The 22,638-nt window shown below is 48.7% G+C and carries 18 protein-coding genes; 15 read left to right on the forward strand and 3 right to left on the reverse strand.

The genetic code is table 11. The annotated features are described in order from the left end of the window. Window positions 1–95: 95 nt before the first annotated feature. Entirely contained in the window at window positions 96–755 is a 660-nt protein-coding gene (locus MH144_RS17520) for an amino acid ABC transporter permease (RefSeq protein WP_239302566.1), read from the forward strand. 33 nt (window positions 756–788) lie between these two features. Next, window positions 789–1,544, forward strand: a complete 756-nt coding sequence (locus MH144_RS17525; protein WP_275440161.1) for an amino acid ABC transporter ATP-binding protein — start codon at window positions 789–791, stop codon at window positions 1,542–1,544. Between the two features lie 59 nt (window positions 1,545–1,603). Here the strand turns inward: MH144_RS17525 and MH144_RS17530 are convergent, their stop codons facing one another. After that, the gene (locus MH144_RS17530) at window positions 1,604–2,134 is read right to left on the reverse strand and encodes a hypothetical protein (protein WP_239302567.1); all 531 of its coding nucleotides are present in this window, start codon (window positions 2,132–2,134) and stop codon (window positions 1,604–1,606) included. A 487-nt stretch (window positions 2,135–2,621) separates the two neighbouring features. On the opposite strand from MH144_RS17530, the gene MH144_RS17535 reads away from it, so the two are divergent. The 9 genes from MH144_RS17535 to MH144_RS17575 all read left to right on the forward strand — a co-directional run bounded on the left by MH144_RS17535 (window position 2,622) and on the right by MH144_RS17575 (window position 15,392). After that, window positions 2,622–4,730 (forward strand): RICIN domain-containing protein, encoded by a 2,109-nt coding sequence (locus tag MH144_RS17535; protein WP_275440162.1) that lies wholly within the window; start codon window positions 2,622–2,624, stop codon window positions 4,728–4,730. Between the two features lie 123 nt (window positions 4,731–4,853). Next, window positions 4,854–6,860 carry a CotH kinase family protein gene (locus MH144_RS17540; protein WP_239302568.1) on the forward strand — a complete coding sequence of 669 codons (2,007 nt, stop codon included), beginning with the start codon at window positions 4,854–4,856 and terminating at the stop codon, window positions 6,858–6,860. A gap of 374 nt (window positions 6,861–7,234) precedes the next feature. Continuing rightward, window positions 7,235–8,923 carry a methyl-accepting chemotaxis protein gene (locus MH144_RS17545; protein ID WP_239302569.1) on the forward strand — a complete coding sequence of 563 codons (1,689 nt, stop codon included), beginning with the start codon at window positions 7,235–7,237 and terminating at the stop codon, window positions 8,921–8,923. 35 nt (window positions 8,924–8,958) lie between these two features. Further along, a complete protein-coding gene (locus MH144_RS17550; protein WP_239302570.1) occupies window positions 8,959–9,603 on the forward strand; it encodes a Vat family streptogramin A O-acetyltransferase in 645 nt (214 codons plus the stop codon). Window positions 9,604–9,816: 213 nt separating this feature from the next. Continuing rightward, a complete protein-coding gene (locus tag MH144_RS17555; protein WP_239302571.1) occupies window positions 9,817–11,628 on the forward strand; it encodes an ABC transporter substrate-binding protein in 1,812 nt (603 codons plus the stop codon). Window positions 11,629–11,699: 71 nt separating this feature from the next. Further along, window positions 11,700–12,710 carry an ABC transporter permease gene (locus MH144_RS17560; RefSeq protein ID WP_095288759.1) on the forward strand — a complete coding sequence of 337 codons (1,011 nt, stop codon included), beginning with the start codon at window positions 11,700–11,702 and terminating at the stop codon, window positions 12,708–12,710. 1 nt (window position 12,711) lies between these two features. Then, window positions 12,712–13,548: an ABC transporter permease gene (locus MH144_RS17565; protein ID WP_239302573.1), complete on the forward strand. Its 837-nt coding sequence runs from the start codon at window positions 12,712–12,714 to the stop codon at window positions 13,546–13,548. A 4-nt stretch (window positions 13,549–13,552) separates the two neighbouring features. Continuing rightward, entirely contained in the window at window positions 13,553–14,569 is a 1,017-nt protein-coding gene (locus tag MH144_RS17570) for an ABC transporter ATP-binding protein (protein ID WP_239302574.1), read from the forward strand. A 22-nt stretch (window positions 14,570–14,591) separates the two neighbouring features. Beyond that, window positions 14,592–15,392, forward strand: coding sequence for an ABC transporter ATP-binding protein (locus MH144_RS17575; RefSeq protein WP_239302575.1), 801 nt, complete (start codon window positions 14,592–14,594; stop codon window positions 15,390–15,392). Between the two features lie 339 nt (window positions 15,393–15,731). Here MH144_RS17575 and MH144_RS17580 read toward each other — a convergent pair whose 3' ends face one another. After that, on the reverse strand, window positions 15,732–15,932 hold the full coding sequence (locus MH144_RS17580; RefSeq protein WP_095288763.1) for a cold-shock protein: 201 nt from the start codon (window positions 15,930–15,932) through the stop codon (window positions 15,732–15,734). A gap of 169 nt (window positions 15,933–16,101) precedes the next feature. Here MH144_RS17580 and MH144_RS17585 point away from each other — a divergent pair, with 169 nt between their 5' ends. Continuing rightward, window positions 16,102–17,019, forward strand: a complete 918-nt coding sequence (locus MH144_RS17585) for a tyrosine-type recombinase/integrase (RefSeq protein ID WP_239302576.1) — start codon at window positions 16,102–16,104, stop codon at window positions 17,017–17,019. Between the two features lie 85 nt (window positions 17,020–17,104). Here the strand turns inward: MH144_RS17585 and MH144_RS17590 are convergent, their stop codons facing one another. Beyond that, on the reverse strand, window positions 17,105–17,623 hold the full coding sequence (locus tag MH144_RS17590) for a hypothetical protein (RefSeq protein WP_239302577.1): 519 nt from the start codon (window positions 17,621–17,623) through the stop codon (window positions 17,105–17,107). Window positions 17,624–17,845: 222 nt separating this feature from the next. Between MH144_RS17590 and MH144_RS17595 the strand changes: the two genes are divergently transcribed. The 3 genes from MH144_RS17595 to MH144_RS17605 are packed head-to-tail and all read left to right on the forward strand — an operon-like array spanning window position 17,846 to window position 22,528. Then, window positions 17,846–19,570 carry a response regulator gene (locus tag MH144_RS17595; RefSeq protein ID WP_239302578.1) on the forward strand — a complete coding sequence of 575 codons (1,725 nt, stop codon included), beginning with the start codon at window positions 17,846–17,848 and terminating at the stop codon, window positions 19,568–19,570. Beyond that, the gene (locus tag MH144_RS17600; protein WP_481857371.1) at window positions 19,567–21,384 is read left to right on the forward strand and encodes a cache domain-containing sensor histidine kinase; all 1,818 of its coding nucleotides are present in this window, start codon (window positions 19,567–19,569) and stop codon (window positions 21,382–21,384) included. The genes MH144_RS17595 and MH144_RS17600 overlap by 4 nt, the downstream gene beginning before the upstream one ends. Beyond that, window positions 21,371–22,528 (forward strand): substrate-binding domain-containing protein, encoded by a 1,158-nt coding sequence (locus tag MH144_RS17605; RefSeq protein ID WP_239302579.1) that lies wholly within the window; start codon window positions 21,371–21,373, stop codon window positions 22,526–22,528. Before MH144_RS17600 ends, MH144_RS17605 begins: the two co-directional genes overlap by 14 nt. The last annotated feature ends 110 nt before the right edge of the window (window positions 22,529–22,638 follow it).

Raw genomic sequence — 22,638 nt, forward strand, 5'->3', positions numbered from 1 at the left:
CTGACATACGATCAGAACAATATGACCCCGTATTCCTCTTGGAGCATCGACTCCATTGGAGTGCGGGGTTAACAGATTAGAGGAGACAAAAAATCATGAGTTGGGATTATATATCTACTATTTTGAAGCCTATGCTTGAGGGAGCGCAGACAACCATCTTTATGTTCTTGCTCGCCATCGTGCTGTCCGTACCGCTTGGATTCGTGGTTACCCTGGCGATGAGAAGCCAAATTAAACCACTGGCATGGATTGCACATACGTACGTCTATGTCATGCGGGGAACACCACTGCTGCTGCAGGTACTATTCTTCTGCTTCGGTCTTCCGTTGCTTCCTGTGATTGGAGAGTATCTGGTGTTCGATCGTTTCGTTGCAGCGGCGATTGCATTTATTCTGAACTATGCGGCGTACTTTGCCGAAATCTTCAGAGGCGGTTTGCTCTCCATCGACAAAGGGCAGCATGAAGCTGCACAGGTTCTCGGCTTAACCAAGTGGCAGACAATGACCAAAGTCATTATTCCACAGATGATCCGGGTCGTATTGCCTGCAACGGCAAATGAGTCCATTACGCTGATTAAGGATACGGCTCTGCTCTATGCGGTCGCGGTTCCTGAATTGCTCTACTACGCCCAAGCCGCGGTCAACCGGGATTTGCAGCTAATCCCATTTTTTGTCGCAGCGATCATGTATCTGCTCATGACACTGGTGCTCACACTGCTGTTCAAGGCGCTGGAGAAGCGGTTTTCATTTGAATAAATTAAATCTGATTAATCAAAGGACTGTCTGCATATGACACATATTATAGAAGTGAATCAGTTAAGAAAATCATTCGGCACACTTGATGTACTGAAACAGGTAACCTTCAATGTGACACCCGGTGAAGTCATTGCCGTGATTGGCCCTTCGGGCTCGGGCAAGAGTACGATGCTGCGCAGCCTGATTCATCTGGAGGATATCTCGGGTGGAACAATTCGCATTCAAGATCAGACGCTGGTTGGCAATGGCCGTTATGCGGGGACTGCGGAGATCCGCAAAATCACGGATCGGATGGGGATGGTGTTTCAGCACTTTAATCTGTTCCCGCATCTGACTGTACAAGCCAATCTGGAACTGGCACCGAAGACGTTGAAAAAAGAAAGCACGGCAATCATCCGCCAGCGAAGCCTGGAATTGCTCGGTAAAGTAGGGCTGTCCGACAAGGCGGATGCCTATCCGGCCAATCTGTCCGGTGGACAGAAACAGCGCGTGGCGATTGCCCGCGCATTGATGATGCAGCCAGACATCCTGCTATTTGATGAGCCGACTTCAGCACTTGATCCCGAGTTGACTGGAGAAGTGCTGCGAGTGATCAAGGATCTCGCACAGGAGAATATGACGATGATGATCGTTACCCACGAGATGAGCTTCGCTCGTGATGTTGCGGACCGGGTTTTCTTCATGGATAACGGTGAAATCGCCGAAGAGGGCCCGCCGGAGCAAATTTTCGGAAACCCCAAGCTGAATCGCACCCGAACCTTTCTTCAGCGGGTGGAAGTAGATTCTTAAATCGAAATGAAAGTGGTGCTCCATTAAACATGGAGCACCACTTTTTTTATGAGTTCATTTTAAGAGATGTACCCGTCAAATAACCATTCCCCTTCGGGTGAACGCACGAAGGAAAACTCGTACTCGATCGTTCCCTCCGAACCTTTTGTAGTCATAATTCGGGCAATAAAAAGCATGAAGTGGTCTGAATCCTTTTGATCATAACCTCTGAACTCGAACTCATCCCAAGGTATACTCTTGATGAAATTTGCTTCATAAGAAGAATCTCCATGCTGAACTACCAATGCATTTCTGCTAGCGGCAATCTCCACATTGGGAGAAGATACGGACTCGATATATGCGGTATCTTCTGATTCCATGGCAGCCATGAGTTTAAACGTCATATTCAGGGTTTCTCTCAGGTTTATCCTGGTTTCCTCGTCATTTACGCTTTCCTGTAGGCGAGTGTTCTCTTCTCTGAGTTCCTTGATGGTTTGGGTCATTTCGGCATTCTGCTCGATCAATTGAGTGTTCTCGGCAGGTGCACCGGGCTCACTGCAGCTTGTTAATAGGAAAGCGGCGGATACAAGTAAAACGAATCTTTTATACATGGTAACCCTCCTTACTCTGGAAAATAGTAACATATATTCTCTGTAAATACATGATTCAATGGACTCCAGATATCAGTAATGGATATATCTATTTTGAGCCGAGTAACGTGCGGATGAGCAGTTCAAGAGTGGAGCTTTCATTTGTAAGGGTGTGATCAAAGATTACATAATTACAAATTTATTAATATATATATTTATTTTCCATAACGACAGTAATCCCCTTACTTCGACAAGGAAATGCATTTATTATGAGGTGGGGTATAGTGTTCGAATCCAGAATCGCTATACGGCTTATCATTATGAGAGGAGGTTAATATATCCATTCATAAAGTAACAAAAGTATGTTCCATTAAAGATGGATTGCAAAAGAGAGAGAATTTATTTTTTATCATAAATATGAAAGCGCTTTACTGATTGGATATACAGAGAAACATCATTGTTAATTCGCGATATAAGCTACCTATTATGAAGGGAGATTGATTCAAACATGCAACGTGTATACAAGTTATGGAATAAGCTGACCACGATGATGCTCATATTTGTACTTTTGGCTGTCAGCGTTGGCAGTGGAAATGCATTGGGGGCCGCAAGTTCATCAACAACTTCGAATACAACCCGGGTGTCTGTACATGACCCTTCCATTTATTATGATTCGTCCACAAACAAATACTACATTTACGGATCTCATCTGGCTCAGGCCAGCAGCACGGATCTCCGAAACTGGTCTTACGAGGGAACGCAGGGGTATGCCAATAGTACCTTGTACGCCCCCTCTACCTTCGAAGGGTACTATTACATCAAAAATAAAAACAGCAACCTATACCTGGATGTCACCGATGGCTCATCTGCCGATGGGACAGGTATTCGGCAGTGGTCCTATAACGGTTCCGACGCACAGAAGTTCAGAATTATGCATTACGGCAACGGGGACTACTATCTCCTTACTGCCAACTCAGCCTATAAAAGTGCTGTCGACGTGAATAGCGGCTCGGCTGCCGATGGAGCTCTCATTGAGCAGTGGGCCTATTGGGGCGGTACGATGCAGTTGTTCCGGATCCAGCAAAATGCGGATGGTTCCGTTGCTTTCTTAACCAAGGCATCCGGATATACTAGTGCACTGGATGTGGCAGCTGGCAGCACGACGGCTGGCGCCAATATACAGCAGTGGAACTACTGGGGCGGAGAGATGCAGAAATGGGAGCTGGTCAAGGCAGGCGGTACCGGAAATGCATCTCGCAGCTCGGGAGCTGCATTGACATCCGCCTTGGCTGTCTCCTATGCGTGGGCTGGCTATAATGACCAAGACAGTTCTGGTGGTCATGCGGTATGGGCGCCTGCATCGCCGATCTACAATGCTTCATACACATGGGCGGACGGTTCCAAGGGAGCCTATATGCTGTATTACTCCACTTCTTCCACCTATATCCGCTCAGCTATCGGATTCGGCGTGTCCAAATCTGTGAAGGGGCCTTACGAATACATCGATACGATCATCTACTCTGGATTCACAAGTGGAAGCAATCCAATTACGACCACGTCCTCACTTGGAGCCAAAACCGTAAATACGTGGTATCAGCACACCAACATTCCTGAGCTGATCGATAAAGGAAGTCTGTCCGGCACGCGGAGCGGTTGGTTCTTGAGCAATGGAGGTTTTAACAATACCCTGTTCCCGAATGCCATCGATCCTACCTTAACTTACGACAGTTCCGGAAAGTTGTGGATGAGCTACGGATCCTGGTCAGGAGGGATTTATATTCTGCAAATCAATCCGGACACCGGACAGCCCATCTATCCGGGATCGGATAACGGCAATACCGATCGTTATTTCGGCAAGCGCATTGCCGGAGGTTACGGCAAAACAGGAGAAGCTCCCTATATCGTTTATGATAAGGATGCAGGGTATTACTACTTGTATGTAACTTACGGCGGGTTGGCCAATGAAGGTGGTTACCATATGCGCTTATACCGTTCTACGACCATTGATGGAACTTACACCGATGCTGCGGGCAATCAGGCCGTATATGCCTCCGCTTCAGTCGACCAGTCGACTCGAGGCATCAAGCTGTTTGGTAATTATGCATTCTCTGGCATACCGCTCGGTTACAAATCAGGAGGGCATAACTCCGCTTTTGTAGATACGGACGGAGCAAGGTATTTGATCTATCACACCCGGTTCAATAATGGAACGGAGTATCATGAGGTTCGTGCGCATCAGCAATTCCTGAACGCTGACAAATGGCCGGTGACGGCCGTATACGAATTTTTGGGAAGCAGTATCTCTTCCACTGGTTATAGCTCAAGCGACATGGCGGGAACGTATCAGTTCGTCAACATGGGACTGGATGCTTCCATCAGCGGTGTAGGCATGCTGCCTACCCAAAGCGTGACGCTGAATTCCAATGGTACGATAACCGGTGCAGTAACTGGTACGTGGTCCAATACTGCTGGTACGTATTACTGCACGATGGTGATTAACGGGGCGACCTACAAGGGCATATTCTTCAAACAGAAAAATGAGTCGGCCAGTCATAATGAAGTCATGACCTTCTCGTTAATCGGTTCCAACAATCAATCGATCTGGGGGTCCAAATAGGATCACCCGCCCATTAGACGATATAACATCGAACACATTTAAGATTCATTAAAGGTTTGTCCTCTACGATGGTTCCTATAAGCCTCAGGTGCTTAACAGAAACCAAGAAGGAGGATTTATCATTTGAATAATTTACTACAAAAATTTGCCGTAACGGCACTATCCGTGACGATGGTGACGTCGTCGTTCGGCCTGATCGTTAGCCCTAACGCAGCGTATGCCGCAGAGGATACAGCTGCAACGACCAGCACAGGCGTTACACAAGCATACGAATCATTATTCCAGACGGATAATGTCATTGATATCAACGTTACAATTGATGATGCGGATTGGGAGAGCATGCTTGAAAGTCCGCTGGATAAGGACTATAAGAAGGTCAGCGTGGAAGTGGATGGCAACAAGCTGGATAATGTCGGTTTCTCCACCAAAGGCAATCTGACACTGAAGTCCGTGGCATCCATGGAAGATTCGGACCGTTACAGCTTCAGACTGAAGTTTGATAAATACGACAAAACGCAAACCCTGCTGGGTCTCGACAAAATGGTATTGAACAACAACTACGCAGATCCATCGTATATGCGTGAAGTTCTTCACTATGAAGCGCTGCGTAGTATTGGTATGGATGTACCGATGACGAACTACGTCAACCTGTATGTTAACGGCGAATTGGTTGGTTTCTATACAGGTGTTGAAGCGGTGGATGATAGCTACCTGGAGCGCAACTACGGTGAAGATTACGAAGACGGTGTTCTCTATGATACTGACGAGAGAAGTTATCTTCAATATGAAGAGGGCAGCGACTATAGCACACTCACGGAAGATTTGGGTACGGACGAGAATAAAACCAAACTCAAAAGCTTCATCAAAACGCTGAATGACATGCCTGAAGGAGAAAAAGGTGATATCGAGAGCGTGCTCGACGTTGATTCCGCACTTCAATATATCGCGGGGAACATGGTCTTCGGCAACTATGACAGCTATAACGGTGACAAAGGGCACAACTACATGCTCTACAGCGATGCCGATGGCAAGTTCACGGTTGTGCCTTGGGACTTTAACATGTCCTTCAATGGATATTCGGGTGGAGGCGGACGTGGAACAACGACAACCGGATCAACTACGACCAATACCAACGCAACGAACGTATCCGTGGACGAGCCTGTACTCGGCATAAGCATGGAAAATGTACCAATGATTAACAACCTGCTTGCCGTGCCGGAGTATAAGGAAAAATACTTGAACTATGTCAACGAGTTGACGGATTACCTGGAAGGTATCCAAGACCGTATTACAGAACTTGCTGATGTCATCCGTCCTTATGTAGAAGCAGATCCAACCAAATTCTACACAACCGAACAGTTCGAATCCAACATCGCTTACTCTGCAAATGCTGATGCAGCAGGCGGTATGGGTGGAACGCCACCAGAAGGGTTCGAAGGCATGACTCCGCCAGAGGGCATGGAGGGAATGACACCTCCGGAAGGTTTTGAAGGAATGACGCCTCCAGATGGAACGACACCACCTTCACAGCCAGATGGCACCAGCGGAACAGAAGCAACAGATGCAGCCGCGAGCACAGGAAATACGCAGACACGTCCCGGCGGTAACTTTGGCGGTGGCGGAGGTATGGGTTCGATGGCGGCAGGATCGCTGACGACATTTGCCCTGAACCGACTTGCGAACTTGCAAGAGCAGCTCGGACGCGAAGTGACACCGCTGCCTGAGACTACGGAAGATGCTGGCTCAGAAACTTCTACTGAAACGGGAACAACAGATAAGACCATTTCCGTTACCCTGGATGGCCAAACGATTTCGTTCCCGGATCAGGATCCGCTGGAGCAGAGCGGCCGGGTGATGGTACCAGTCAATGCCATTCTTGAAGCGCTGGGTGCAGAGGTGACTTGGGACAAAACAGCGAAGACGGTAACTGCTGTTCTGAACGACCAGACACTCGTACTACAAATTGGAAGCAGCACGGCAACGGTTAATGGGGAGACGCTTGATATCGATGCACCAGCCATTATCCAAAACAGCCGTACACTGGTCCCTGTACGCTTCATCTCTGAAGGATTGGGACTGACTGTCGATTGGGACCAAGCGGCAGCACAAGTAAGTCTTACATCCAAATAGTTTAGAATGGAAAAAGGGACTCGATAAGCACATCGGGTCTCTTTTTTGGTTCCTTTTTTCCATGTGTTATGTTCAGTGATCCCTATTCAAAACCGGCTTTGTATTCTTCTAGTGAATATGAATATATGAATCCAGACATATCTGATTGATCTATTCAGGACATCAAAATTTCCAGACAGAAGGACATTCATACACGATTACGGAAAACACGGAAATGTTTTGGTTTTTTCAATGAAAAATTGTGATAAATATCACTGAAAACTTATAAATAATGTGAATGTGCCTACCGATAACTCTATATGTGATAATCGAAATCGATTCGAAATTCGCTTCGGTATCACCTCAATCATACAGGGAAATGGGTGGCTCAACACATGCGAAGCATGAGCATCGGTACCAAAATCAGTTTGATCGTTATCAGCATATTTATCGTGTTTTCCTCAGCCGTAGCGGTAAGTGTAATTCTGGAAATGAGACAGGGAATTACGACATTTGCAACGGAAAAGGCGAAGCGGGATTTGGAGATGGCGGATCGAATCATTACATACAAACACCCCGGCGACTGGGCCATCAAGGATGGCGAGCTTTACAAAGGTGAGACAGCAATGGAGAGCAACTTCGAACTAGTGGATGAGATCGGTGAGGCATCGGGAGATACCGTCACCATTTTTCGCGGGGAAGAGCGCGTGGCAACCAATGTAATGATGGATGGAGAGCGTGCTGTCGGGACGAAAGTATCGGAACAGGTAGCTCAGGCTGTTTTGCAGCAGGGAGAGAAATTCTACGGTGAAGCCGTTGTCGTTGGACAGAATGTACAGACAGCATATCAACCGATTAAGGATGCAGCCGGGGAAATCATCGGAATTCTCTATGTGGGGGCATCTCAATCACTGATTGATGTCATTATCTCTTCATTTCTGAAGACTTTTCTGATTGTATTCCTGCTTGCGATGGGAGTAGCAATTACAGCCATTATTCTGTATGTTCGCAGAGTAAAATTAAGAATCGAACGGGTGTCTATGGCGATCAAACGTGCAGGCACGGGGGACTTCACTGAGCCGGTTGTTGATCACGTCCAAGATGAAATTGGCATGCTGGGTGCCGGGTATAACGAGATGAGAAGCAGCTTGCAACTGATTATTCAGGGTGGTCTTCAAGCGGGGGAGAAGGCTAAGCATTCGACCGGCATACTCTTGACCATTGCGGAACGGACGGCACGGGAATCGGAACAGATTGCTTCGTCGGTGGAACAGGTCGCCAGAGGGGCAGAGAGCCAGACCATCAGTACCGAAGAGAACCTGCAGGCCATGGAAGAGGTGGCCATTGGAGTGCAGCGGATGGCAGACAAGGCCTCCAGCATCTCGGAATCTGCCCTGTACTCCCGCAGGCAGGCGGAAACCGGAGGGGAAGCGGTGCAGCTGACGGTTCAGCAGATGTCGACGATCGAATCTTCCGTTACAACAACGGATGAAGTCATTCGTACGCTGGAAGTGAAGTCTGCGCAGATTAGCCAGATGGTTACCACCATTCACGAGATTGCGAATCAAACCAATCTTCTTGCTCTTAATGCATCCATTGAAGCTGCAAGAGCAGGGGAGCATGGCAGAGGCTTTGCCGTGGTGTCTACCGAGGTTCGCAAACTGGCTGAACAGGCCGGAGACTCTTCTAGCCGCATTGAAGAACTGGTCAAAGCCATGGAGCAGGACATGCTGCTGTCCCTATCAGCCATGTCTCGCGTGAAGGATGAAGTGCAGGAGGGGCTGCGCTTGACTCGTGAAACGGAACAAAACTTCAGCCTGATCCGGGACACAAACTTAAGGATCGCAACAGAAATTGAGGACATGGCAGCGACAAGTGAGGAGATGTCTGCCGGCGTGGAACAGATCGTCGCTTCCGTGCACGAGATTGCACGCCATGCGCAGACGGCCAGTGCCAATTCGCAGCAGGCTGCCGGATCTGTTCATGAACAGTTGAAGTCAGTGGAACAGATCAAAGCCTCTGCGGCTGTGCTGTCCGATGTTTCCTCAGAGCTTCAGACATCGCTCAGCCCGTTTAAGATCTAATATCTGTTACAATGGTGGAAAAAGGAGGAATACGTATGGCTCCTGATAAAACAAAACTTTTCCCCAACGAGAATATTCGCACCGTTTGTTATATTCAAAATTTGCCGCCTCGCCCCAATGTGGACATCGGTGACTATACTTACTATAGCGACAATAGTAATCCGCCTGAACATTTCTATGACCGGATTTTGCATCATTATGATTTTCTTGGGGATCGCCTGGTGATCGGCAAGTTTTGTGCGATTGCAGAAGGTGTGACTTTTATTATGAATGGTGCAAACCACCGAATGGAAGGCATGACGACCTATCCTTTCAATATTTTCGGTGGAGAATGGGAGAGAGTAACGCCCACTCTGGATCAGCTGCCATTTAAGGGCGATACCGTACTGGGTAACGACGTATGGCTTGGGCAAAATGTAACGATCATGCCTGGTATCACGGTCGGAGACGGTGCCATCGTTGCGTCCAATTCGACGGTAACACGGAACATCGAGCCTTATGTCATTGTTGGTGGCAATCCAGCCAAGCCGATCAAAAAGCGCTTTGACGACAAAACGATTGAGCTGCTGCTGGAACTGAAATGGTGGGATCAGGATGAAGAGTGGCTGGATACCCACTTGGAACAATTGGTTTCCACATATGACCTGCAGACATTGAAGGAACTTTTAAATAGCAGGTAGAATTGGTTTCCCAAAAAAAAGAGGCAACAGCTGGTTCCTGACGGAGCCGGCTGTTTTTATTTGGACATCATATGCCTACCCCCTTGGCCTAGCTGTAAGAAATATTGTCTCGACATAGAGGAATGGGATGGAATGTTTCATGTGATATATCTCATAGAATATCGTTAAGTAAGCGCTTCCAAATACCAATATGAATTCACGGAGGGGTTCAGGATGCGAGTCAAGAGTGCTGCAAAACTGCTCATCGCCCTGTTATTGTCGGCTGCTTTAATTGCCGGATGCCAAAGTGTTCAGCCACCGTCGGTAAGTGAACCGCAAGGAACGGTAGATCCACCTGCTGCAACGACCCAAAATGAACCGGCCCCACAAACCAATAAGGAGACTCCGCGCAACGAGACGCTGTATGTCAATGGATTGCAATGGGGACCTCCCACCAATTTCAATTTGCTCAGCGGTAATCCCGCCTTTCCAGTGAATTACGGAAACTCCAGGGAACTCCTGTATGAAACTTTATTTATGGTGAACCAGCTGGATGGAGCGCTTGAGCCGCTGCTGGGTAAGTCATACGAATGGACGGATGACACGACACTTCGGATTAAGCTGAACGCAGATGCGAAGTGGAGTGACGGAACGGCTTTTACCGCAGATGATGTAGTGTACACCTATGAACTGGGCAAGAAATACGACATTAACTGGAGCAGTTTCTGGACCTACATTCAGGAAGTGAAAGCCGATGGAGCAGAGGCCGTGGAGATCAAGCTGAACCCGGATAATCCCAACAAACTGACCGTACTGGATAGCATTGAGTTAATCCCTATGCTGCCGAAGCATATCTGGGAAGAGATCGAGAAGAAAAATAATAATGATCTGACAGCGATCCGCAAAGAAATCAACGATAACCCGGTCGGTACCGGAGCTTACAAGCTGCACTTCTATAATGATCAGAAAATCACCATTATTCGCGACGATAACTACTGGGGACAAAAGCTGTTCGGCAAGCTGCCAGCACCGAAGTATATCACCCATGTGATCTACAAGGATAATGCAGCAGGGGATCTGGCGTTCAAGAGTGGTCAAGTGGACGTCTCCCAACAGTTTATCCCGCAGGTGTGGAAAATGTGGGAAGGCGGCGCTCCGGTCAAAACCTATCTGAAAGATGCTCCTTACTATCTCCCGGGTTCCATGCCGAGCATCTTCTTCAATCTCTCCAAAGCCGGACTGGATAACGCAGATGTCCGCCGGGCCATTGCCATGAGCATCAACTATGACAAGATCTCTGAACTGGCGATGAGCGGTTATTCTGCACCGATGCAGCCTTCGCTGACCTTGAACTCGGATGCCGAGTCCAAATATATGGATCAGAATGCAATCAAGTCTCTGCAATGGACCACCGATGTGGAAGGGGCCAATGCGCTGCTTGATTCGATTGGGGCTACCAAAGGCAAAGATGGCATTCGTGTACTGAATGGTACCCGTCTCGGGCCGTTTGAGATTGAGTGTCCATATGGCTGGTCTGACTGGAATGCGGCCCTGGAGATCGTCGCACAGAGTGCCAAGGCCATTGGTATTGAGATTCGAACCAAATTCCCGGAATCCCCGGTATGGACCAATGATCTGCAGACCGGCAAATTCGATATCATCATGAACACGCCTGCGGGCGGTGTGAGTCCGAGCCAGCCGTGGAACCGTGCCATGACCATCATGTATTCGAAAGGCGTTGCCCCACTCGGCGAGATGGCATTCTGGAACTGGGGCCGTTACCAGAATGACCGTGCAGACGCAATCATTGAAGAGATTCCTTCCGTATCCGATGAGGCGAAACTGAAATCCCTTTACACCGAACTGAATACGATCTGGCTCAAAGACATCCCGTCCATTCCACTGATGTACAGACCGTGGGTGTTTGATACCGTGAATGAGTCTGTCTGGAAAGGCTTCCCGTCCGAAGGGGACGGTACCAACATTCCACCGCAGATTTCCATGGATGGCGCAGGCATCAAGGCACTTTACCAAATTCATAATTAGGTGATGAAAGAAGCTTCTCACCTTAGTACAGATATGGCCTTATCCGTAAAATTCGGGGGGTGCTGGATCCAATGAATGCCTACGCCAGATATGTAGCGAAAAAAGTGTTCTGGTATGGCCTGACCCTGATCATCGCCGTCGGATTGAATTTTATTCTGCCAAGATTGATTGAAGGCAACCCGGTGAGCATGATCGCTTCCAAAATGACCGCAGGCATGACTGATTCGGACTCCATCAAGCGGGTGTATGAGACATTTACCGTTGAATTTGGTATTGATCAGCCCTTGTGGACCCAGTTTGGCATTTATCTAAAAAATCTATTTACAGGCAATCTCGGCACGTCCTTCGGACTATATCCGAAGCCTGTAACAGACATTCTGGCCTCCGCCGTCCCTTGGACGGTGGGGCTTCAACTCCCAGCTATCCTGGTGGGCTGGTTGATCGGCAATTTGCTCGGTGCCATCGCGGCGTACCGAAAAGGCGTTTTTGATAAAGTGCTGTTTCCTGTAGCGCTGTTTATCAATTCCATACCTTTTTTCACTCTGGCTATTATTATGCTGTATGTCTTTGCTTTAACACTGAAATGGTTTCCGCTGTCCGGTGGATATGACTTTCAGATGGTGCCTCAGCTGAGCTTTGACTTTATCATGTCGGTCATACGCCACCATACCTTGCCGTTCCTGTCCATTGTGCTCGTGACCATTGGCGGTCAGGCAATTGGCATGCGGGAGATGTCGATCTATGAGCTGAATTCGGACTATGTGCTGTACAGCAAACTGCTTGGCATCCGGGATGGCCGCATTGCCCGCTATGTGTTCCGCAACGCCATGCTGCCGCAGATCACGGGACTGGCGCTCTCCATTGGCACCATGGTTGGCGGATCATTGATCTGTGAAATTGTGTTCAGTTATCCGGGCATTGGTACCTGGCTGTTCACAGCCATACGTCAGCTCGATTATCCGCTTATTTCAGGATGTACACTTCTGATTGCCGTTGCCGTGCTGCTGGCCAATTTCACGATTGATGTAATATATGGCTTTATTGATCCGCGCATTAAGGCTGCTCAAATGGAGGAACAATGACATGAAGCATTCGATCTCTATTTTGCTGAAGTCGCCCAAGTTTATGATCGGTGCGGTGACTTTTGTAGGCATGCTGCTGCTCGTTACCATCTACCCGCTTATTAATCGCAGTGATCCGCTGGAGATGATTGCGATGGCGTTCCAGCCTCCGGGGAATGGATTGCTGCTCGGATCAGACAACTTTGGACGCGATATCTTTCTGGAATTGATGTATGGCATCCAGACATCCGTACGGGTGGGGCTGATAGCAGGTGTGTTTGCAACGGTCATTGGTCTGATTATGGGCTTGGTATCCGGATATATCGGGGGCATGCTGGACAATTTCCTGACAGCAGTTACGAATATCTTCATCGTGATTCCCTCGTTTATCATTTTGATTCTGATCTCGGTCAGTATCGATTCACGCAGTTCGCTTGTAACGGCCGTCATTATTGGCATCACGAGCTGGCCCTGGACAGCCAGGGCGGTACGTGCACAGACAACATCCCTGCGGAGCCGGGATCATGTGCATATCGCGAAAATTTCGGGACATAGCACACCGCGTATTATTATTCATGAGATTCTGCCGTATATCGCGTCTTATGTCGTCATGGCCTTTGTGCTCCAGACCGCCTCGGGCATTCTGTCCGAAGCCTCGATCTCGATGCTGGGGCTCGGTCCGTATAACACAATATCACTCGGCATTCTGATGAACTGGGCACTGGTATTTGAAGCTCCGGTAGCAGGAGCATGGTGGGCATTCATTCCTGCGGCAATGGCCATTGCCGTCATTACGTTCTCGCTCTATCTGATGAATACGGGCATGGACGAAATCTTTAATCCGAAAATAAGGAGCTAAGACCATGGACCAACCTATACTTCAGGTCAGCGGCCTCAAAACCTATTATCGTACCCGGCTCAAAGAGAATGTTTATGCGGTTGACGGGGTGGAGTTTGGACTGAAAGAAGGGCAGACGCTAGGCATAGCGGGGGAGTCCGGCTGCGGCAAGTCAACACTGGCACTCAGCCTGATGGGCTTTTATTTCCCGCCCCTGCATTATGGCAGTGGTTCAATCCGGATCAATGGAACAGATATTATGCAGTTGAATAAGGAGCAGCTGCGCTCCCACATTCTCGGAAAGGAAATTGCCTATATCCCGCAGGCTGCCATGAATGCACTCAATCCAACGCTGCGCATTATCCGGTTCATCGAGGATATTATGAAGGAACATCGTCCGGAGATGAAGCGTCAGGAAGTGCGGAGGATGGCAGCCGAGCGTTTCCAATCACTGAATCTGTCCCCGGATGTGCTGGATATGTATCCGAATGAATTGTCCGGTGGCATGAAGCAGCGAACGGTCATTGCCATCTCAACCATTCTGAATCCCAAAGTGCTCATTGCGGATGAACCGACATCCGCTCTGGATGTGACTTCACAGAAGGCGGTCATCCGTCTACTGAAGGATTTGCTGAAACGCGAAGTGATCAAGTCCCTGGTGTTTATCACCCATGAGCTGCCGCTTCTGTATCATGTCACGGATGAGATTATGGTCATGTATGCCGGTGAAATTGTGGAACGGGGAACGGCGGATCAGATGATCTTCAATCCACTGCATCCATATACTCGTAAACTGATGGGGTCCATCATTGTGCCGGAAGAGGGGATGAAGGAACATAAGCTTGCAGCGATACCTGGCGCTCCGCCGAATCTGAAGCATGTGCCTGAAGGCTGTCGATTCGCAGAGCGCTGCACGCTGGTTACGGACGAATGTCGCCAGGGCAAGATTGAGAATATCCAAGTCGAAGAACGAATCTATCGCTGCCTGCTGACACCGGAAATCCTGGAGCAGATCAGGAAAGAGGAGCAGCTTGATTCATGACTCCCGGAAGGAGTGAACCCGCATGGCGATGGGCAAGGTGCTGATCAGTGGCCGTCATCTGACGAAGGTATACGGTACAGGCAACCGTAAAAAGGCGGCGGTAGACGATGTAAGCTTTGATTTTCACGAAGGTGAGATTATTTCGATTGTTGGAGAGAGCGGCAGTGGTAAGACTACGCTTGCGAAGATGATTATGGGACTGCTGAAAGAAACGAGTGGGGCTATCGAATATAACGGCAAGCCGAGACAGCTTGGACGATACCGTGAACGCAAAGCCTATTGGAAGGATATTCAGTCCATTTTTCAGGATCCATTCTCCTCGTTCAATGTTTTTCACCGGGTAGAGAAGCTGCTCGTGGATTGCATTAAATTGCAAGGCTTGAAGCTCAGCCAGGATGAAGCGTACATCAAAATGAAGGAAGCTTGTTCCTTCGTAAACCTGAAGTTTGAGGAGTTGTACAACAAATATCCGTTCGAGCTGTCCGGTGGACAGATGCAGCGGTTAATGATTGCGAGGATCTTCATGCTGCACCCGAAAGTACTGATCGCCGATGAGCCTACCTCCATGGTAGATGCCTGTTCGCGTTCCACGATTCTCGATATGCTGCTCAAGCTGCGTGATGAGAACCGAATGACCATTGTGTTTATTACCCATGACGTGGGTCTCGCTTATTATGTGAGCGACACGATCTGTATTATGGAACACGGGCGGATGGTGGAGGCAGGAAAAGCAGAAGAAGTCATTCATCATGCGGAGCATCCTTATACAAGGCAGTTGATTAATGATGTCCCCAAGATACACTCTCCCTGGGTGTTGGAGTAAACATAAATCAAGCCCTGGACCGTTTATAAGCGGAGCAGGGCTTTTTGTTGTCCAATCTGAGATTGTTCGTTAGCGAGTGGGTGATGATGGAGTGTGTTCAGACTCTGCCGAAGGGGCTGTTGAATGGGTGTGGTCCTTTGCGTTATCCTGGTTTGTTTTCTTGTCGGAATAATAGTTAAGAATATCATCAACCGTAGAAAATGTTGCATTTGCATTATAATTATTGTTGTTCGTTTTAATAAAAACCTTCTTTCCGGTACTGTTGTATGCTGCTTAAATGAATAAGCGAAGGAAGAGAATGCAAACAAAAAGCTGCCTGTAAAGGCAGCTTGGATATTATTAGATGACTGTAACGTTCTCAGCTTGTGGTCCACGGTTACCTTGGGTTACTTCGAATTGAACGCGTTGTCCTTCATCCAATGTTTTGAAACCGTCACTTTGGATTGCGCTGAAATGAACGAAAACGTCATTTCCTTCTTCAATTTCGATAAAACCGAACCCTTTGTCCGCGTTGAACCATTTCACTGTACCTGTTTGCATGTGATTCCTCCAAAAAATAAGTTTTTAAGCGACCATTTTGATAAGTGCTAATGTAAAATTAACGCTGATCAGGTGCATTTAAACCACAGACTTGATGTCCGCTAATGTATCGATTAATATAATAATACCATGTCCGCTAATATAAGTCAAGATTTGGAGGTTTTTTCTAATGGATAAGGTATCTGGTATGCCGGTACATGGGGAAATGGTTGTCCAGGAATTCATACATATGCTTACAATTCAGGCTAAATTGACTCCCAAAACATTAAAGGAATACGCGAGTGATCTGAAGCATTTTCTTGAATGGTGCAAAGGAAATACAGCATTTGGAGAAAAGGATATCAGAATTGAAAACATAATTACATCCACGTTAATGAGCTACCGTGATTATTCGCAGAATGTTTTACAGCTGAAGCCAGCTACGATTAACCGCAGACTGATTACACTGAAGCGCTTGTTCAAATGGGCTGCAGCAGAGTCCAAAATTAACAGTGATCCTTCCAAACCTCTAAAGTTCATTCCCGAAGACAAGGTGAGTCCTCGCCGAATGACACCCAGAGAAGAAGAAGCTTTTCTCTCCGCGATCGGACAGGGGAACTCTCTGCGTGATCAGACTATCTTGTTCTTAATGTTCCATACGGGGCTGCGGACGATGGAGGTATGCAATCTGGAGCCAGTCGATATTGAACTGGGTAAGCGAAGCGGGCAGCTTACGGTGCGGGCCGATAAACGAAACGGACAACGAAGAATTCCACTGAACATCGTGTGTGTTACGATGTTGAGAAAGTATATGGAAGATCTGAGTCCAGGTAGCCCTTACCTGTTTCCTTCGGAGAAGACTAATGATCGTTTGACCGAGAGGGCGCTTCGCCATTTGATTAAAAAAGTGATGACCGTAGCCGGATTGGAAGGACTAAGTTCACATGATCTGCGTCATCGGTTTGGCTATGCCATGGCTGAGCGTGTTCCACTGCATCGTCTGGCTGAAATGATGGGACATACGAATCCAGATCGAACAATGATTTATGTAAAAGAGTTAAATGCCAATCCCGTAGAGCAGGAGAAGGAACCTCTTCATTTGGATTAGATAAAAAGATATAAAGGAGTCTTGCAACCGTAATTATTAATCTAGACTTCATACGAATGATAGCCCTGATCCGCTGTTGAGCGGGTCAGGGCTTATTGATGATCTGCGCACCACTTTCAAGCCATCTGCGCGATCCATCCTCATCTAATCGTTTCTCCATTATTATGATTGCATACGTTCCATCATGCTTCTCCCAGAACTGAATGGCTTTTGAATGGTCTGGGTTCAGAAGCAGGGCAGGCATGACATCACCATTTTCAAGCAAGGATCTTCGGGCTTCACCGTAATAGACATGAATGAAAGAGGAGTGCTCTTTGCGGGGAATCTGGTGTTTGGCATGCTCCAAATCATAATACAGTTTCCACTTGCTTAGGTTTTCCTTATCTTCATCCTCGCCTTCACCCATAACCTTGTGGATGGCCTCTAATCCTTCGCTCCACGAACGTGTTAATTTATTCCTTAGGTCCTGAGAATAATTTTCCCACATCAATGTTTCCGTAGGTGAATGAAGTTGATCAGATCGAATGGTTTCGGTAATGGCTCCGCTACAAAGCAATACGGCGCCGATCCCTGTGGTTATCAATCCAGCTTGTAATCTGTTCATTTGAGATAACATGTTCCTTTCTCGAATTTTTCGAAATAATTTAACTATAATTTACCATGAATTCAAGAGAAATGTGATATCAGTATAATCCTTTCTCCTCCATAAAGTAAGCGGTTACACAAATGGAATAATATTGTATAGTATGATGGCAACCTTGGATTGAAACGACATATACATGAGGCATCTTGCCTTATTCCAATGAGCTGGGGGAGGAATTCGGACGTGTACCGGGTATTGCTGGTGGATGATGAAGAAGACGTACGCGAAGGATTAGTCATAGAGATGGATTGGGAGGCCCTGGACCTGCGAATCGTCGGTTTGGCAGAGAATGGCCGTGAAGCGCTGGAGATGGCCGAGAGGGTTGAGCCGGATGTTGTGGTAACCGACATCAGCATGCCGTTTATGGATGGACTGGAACTTGCGCGAAGGCTGCGGGAACGCAATCCGCTCGTGAAGGTTGTCATTTTGACCGGTTATGATGAATTTGATTATGCGAGGCAGGCGGTCTCACTGAGTGTGGATGAATATTTGCTGAAGCCGTTCTCAGCCGGGCATCTGACCGAACTGCTTACACGTCTGCGAGCGCAGATGGCATCCGAAGTGGCAGAACGTGAAGACGTCCAGCAGCTGAGGGATCACTATTATACAAGCTTGCCGCTGGTGCAAGCCGATCTGATGGCTACGCTGCTGCATCGGCAGAAATCGCCGGCGTACATTCATGGCAAAGCCAAGCAGTGCGGTCTGGACCTGTACGGTGAGCGGTATGCTATATCTGTTCTGACGCTGCACATGGAGGGCGATGGGAAGAAGAATGGCCACCAAGTGGGAGCGAATACTCAGAAATTGGTCAAGGCAGACAACGTATCGGAGGAGAAGGATCACCACGGTTCCGGGGGATCACTGCGTCACTCCGAGGATGCGGAACTGAAGCAGTTCGCTGCACTTAACATTGCCGAAGAGGTATGGAAGGAACACGGGGCAGGACATGCTTTTATGCATCAGGAAGCCATTGTTCTGCTTTTTATTGATCGCTGGGGTTCGGGCGAAGGGGAGAAACGTCAGCAGCAGGCCCTTGAAAATGTCATCCGCAGCATTAATCACTACTTGCGCATCCCAGCCACCGTGGGTTCTGGATCTATGGTCGATACCCTCTCGGATGTGAAACATGCTTATGAGGATGCATTGTTGGCGCTCGACTACAGACTGGTGCCGGGGACGGATTCGCTTATCTATATTGCAGACGTGGAGCGGCAGACTGCAGGCAAGCTGCGTTTTGACGAGCTGAAGCAGCAGGCGCTGACCCGTACGCTCAAGGCAGGAACCAGAACGGAGCTTGAAGACGCACTGGATATCATTTTCCGGGAAATTACGGTGGAGCATGGTCGAGGGGACATCCAGCTGTACCTGATTGAAGTGTTGACGACGGTATGGAAGTCCGCGCAGGCATCAGGGGAGGACATGGAGGATATCTTTGGTACAGGATTCCAATTGTATGCGGATATGTTTCGATTGCCGGGACTGTCCGAGGCACAAGACAAAGTGAGGGAAGTCTGCGTGCTCGTACAGCACCGGATTGCCAGCGGGCGCCAGCATGTATATAAGGATATTGTGGAGCAGGCGCTGCGGTTTACGAAGGAACATTACGCGGATACCGATCTATCCATACAGAAGGTATGCGGATATCTGCATATCAGTTCAGGTTATTTTTGCAGCATTTTCAAAAAAGAAGTGCAGCTTACCTTCCTGCAATATTTGATGCAGATCCGTATGGAGGCGGCCAAGGAACTGCTTCGCTCCACGGAGCTGAAGTCGTTTGAGATTGCAGAACGGGTAGGCTTCTCCGAACCGAATTATTTCAGTTTTTGCTTCAAGAAACATATCGGCGTCTCGCCCAAAGAGTATCGCAAACAGTTCTTGCTGACAACGCGTGAAGGTGCAGAACGATGAGAACGTTAGCCGGATGGATGGGACAGTTATGGCTCCGGCTTCGTTTCCGTCTTCGATCTTCGAAGGTCAGCAGTATTCGGTCTATTATTACGTGGTCCTTTTCCATCTTCATCGTACTTGTGCTCACCATCATGGCCCTGCTTCTGCATGACAAATTCACACAGGCTGCCGAACGCAGCGCCGAACTGACAACGAGGCAGATTGTAGATCAGGTCAGTTACAACCTGGAGGATTATGTTCGGAGCATGTCGCATCTCTACCGAGCCATCGAGGAGCATATGCTGCGGGACGGAACCTGGGAAGGGGAGCAGGTGGACAAACAGCTGGATACCCTGCTCAGCAGCAGGGAGGACATTATCTCCATTACACTGCTCGACTCCAAGGGCGAACTGCTCAAGAATAGACCTTCCGCCGAGCTGAAATCAAGCGCCCATGTGACACAGCAAGGGTGGTTTCAATCTGCGCTCAGAGTGCCGGACCACCTTAGCTTCTCACTGCCTCATATTCAGAACATGTACTCAGGCCCCTATAAGTGGGTCGTATCGATGAGTAAAGGCATTACAGTACGGCAAAATGGTCAGGATCGACAGGTTATTCTGCTGGTGGATATCAATTTCAAACAGATGGATGAATTGAGTCGCCGGGTCAGTCTGGGGCAGCGGGGATATGTCTACATCATCGACGAGAGTGCAGGCAACATTGTTTATCATCCGCAGCAGCAGCTGATGTACATGGGACTCAAAAGCGAAAATATCGAACAGGCCCTGGTGGCTACAGGCAGTTATGAAGATGAAGCGGATGGACAGAAAAGGCTGAACACCGTAAAGTCTGTTGCCAATATCGGATGGAAAATTGTCGGTGTGGCCTACCTGGATGAAATCATGACAACCCGGCAGGAGGTCAATGGCTATCTCGTCCGGGTACTGCTGGTTGTGCTTATACTCGTCATTCTCGTATCCATGCTGCTCTCTTCCAGTTTGACACGTCCAATCCGGCGGATGGAGCGGAAGATGAAAGCCGTGGAGAGAGGGGACTTCAACGTGGAGCTGGCCATTCAGGGACCACTTGAAGTGGAGCGGCTATCCCGTCGGTTTAACCTGATGGTGTACAAAATTCGTACCCTGATGAATGAGATCATCCATGAACAGGAACAGAAACGACGTCTAGAACTGGAAGCATTGCAGGCCCAGATTAATCCTCATTTTCTCTACAATACATTGAATTCTGTCGTGCGGATGGTGGGCATGAGTCGTAATGAAGAGGTGATCACCATGATCACATCGCTATCACGCCTATTTCGCATAAGTCTCAGCCAAGGAAAAACCATTATTACCGTCCGTGAAGAGCTGGAGCATGCGCATCATTACCTGACCATTCAGCAGATGCGGTTCAAGCGCAAATTCCGGTTTAGCCTGAATGCGAATGAGGATACCTTGGACTGTCTGACACTGAAGCTGGTCCTTCAGCCGTTAATTGAAAATGCCATCGTGCATGGGATTGAGTATCACACGGATGAAGGCTGCATCGAGATCCGTGTCTATCGGGAGAGCGACCAGCTGGTATTCCGCATCACGGATAATGGGGTCGGCATGACGGAGGAGCAGGTGGCAGGACTACTTCAGGGCAGCCCCATCGTGAAGAGTGGTGCTGGATCAGGGGTAGCCGTGCGCAATGTGCATGACCGGATTCAGCTCTATTACGGGGAAGGGTACGGTCTTGAATTTGAGAGTGAGCTGGAGGAAGGAACGACGGTCTGGATTCGGATACCGGTTCAATGCGAACGGGAGGATGGCGATTTTTATGATAAAAGGTAATGAAGATAAAGCAATCATCCGCAGGATCTTTCGTGCAGATCCCATCAAGAAGTTCAGTCAGTCCATCCTCCGTGTACCCAGATGTATGGGGATCGTTGCGGCGGGCTGCTGTTTATTCCTGGGTACAGCATGCGGCATCTCCAATGCCGATTCGGTACTGCCGTCACCTCGTGTCGCTCTAATCACTCCTGCTGGGACAGGTGAACTTGCTGAAGCAATAAGGCTCGGCGCAGAAGCGGCAGCCAAGGAACATGGAGCTGAACTGCTGACGGTGGAGGCATTTCCATCCGAAGCAGCAACGTATGCACCATCCAATCCTGATTCGACGATTCGCCGAGCCAGAGAGCCACAGGAGTTGTCCGTGCAGGACATTTTGGCGTACAGTCAGCGCGAACAGGCTCAGATCCGAGCGGTCACGCAGGCTTTGCAACAGGGCGCTTCCGCTCTGCTCGTTGATCCACTGAGTGAGAAGGTGCTTGGCGACATTATTCAGAAGGCCCAAACGATGAATAAGAGTGGCATGAGTGTTCCGGTGATTGTTCTCAACGATGAGTTCCCTGTAGAAGGGATTACGAGTGTCATTTCGATGGATAATGTGGAGGCTGGGCGGCAGGCAGGGGAAGCGATGGCCGAACTTCTGGGAGGAAGGGGCAGCGTAGCCTTGCTGGGGCCCGATCCTGTGAATCCAGGGCTAATCCACCGGGAGGAGGGGGTCATGGAAGCGCTCGGACAGTATCCGGGTATTCAGGTCGAACCCAAGTCCGTGTGCAGCACCCGGGATGTTTGCTGGCAGGCAGCGAAGCAGCTGCTGGACGAGCAGCAGGTAGACGGCTTCATCGCCCTGCAGGAGCCCGCGTCTCTGGGAGCGGCGGATGAGCTGCATCGCCGCAAGTTGGAGCAGCAGGTCAACATTGTAGGCTTCGGGAGTGAGCAGCAGCAGCTGGAGCAGCTGCAGGAAGGGGTATTCCAGTACCTTATTGTGCAAAATGGCTTCAGCGCAGGGTACCTTGGTTTGAATCAGGCCGTGGCACGACTGAATAATCAGCAGGTGCAAGCCAGAGTGACGCTGGAAACGAAGCTGGTCAGTACGGATAATATGTTCTGGATGGATAACCAGAAGCTGCTGTTTCCGTTTGTTCAATGAGGATAGAAGACACGAACCGAACAGAGGAAGATTTCGATAAAACAGATGAAGATATTGTATTCGAAAATAGTGTAAACCCTTTCATAATAAAGACATCGGTGAAGCCGAAT

Source organism: Paenibacillus sp. ACRRY, from assembly GCF_022346995.1.
Taxonomy (GTDB): domain Bacteria; phylum Bacillota; class Bacilli; order Paenibacillales; family Paenibacillaceae; genus Paenibacillus.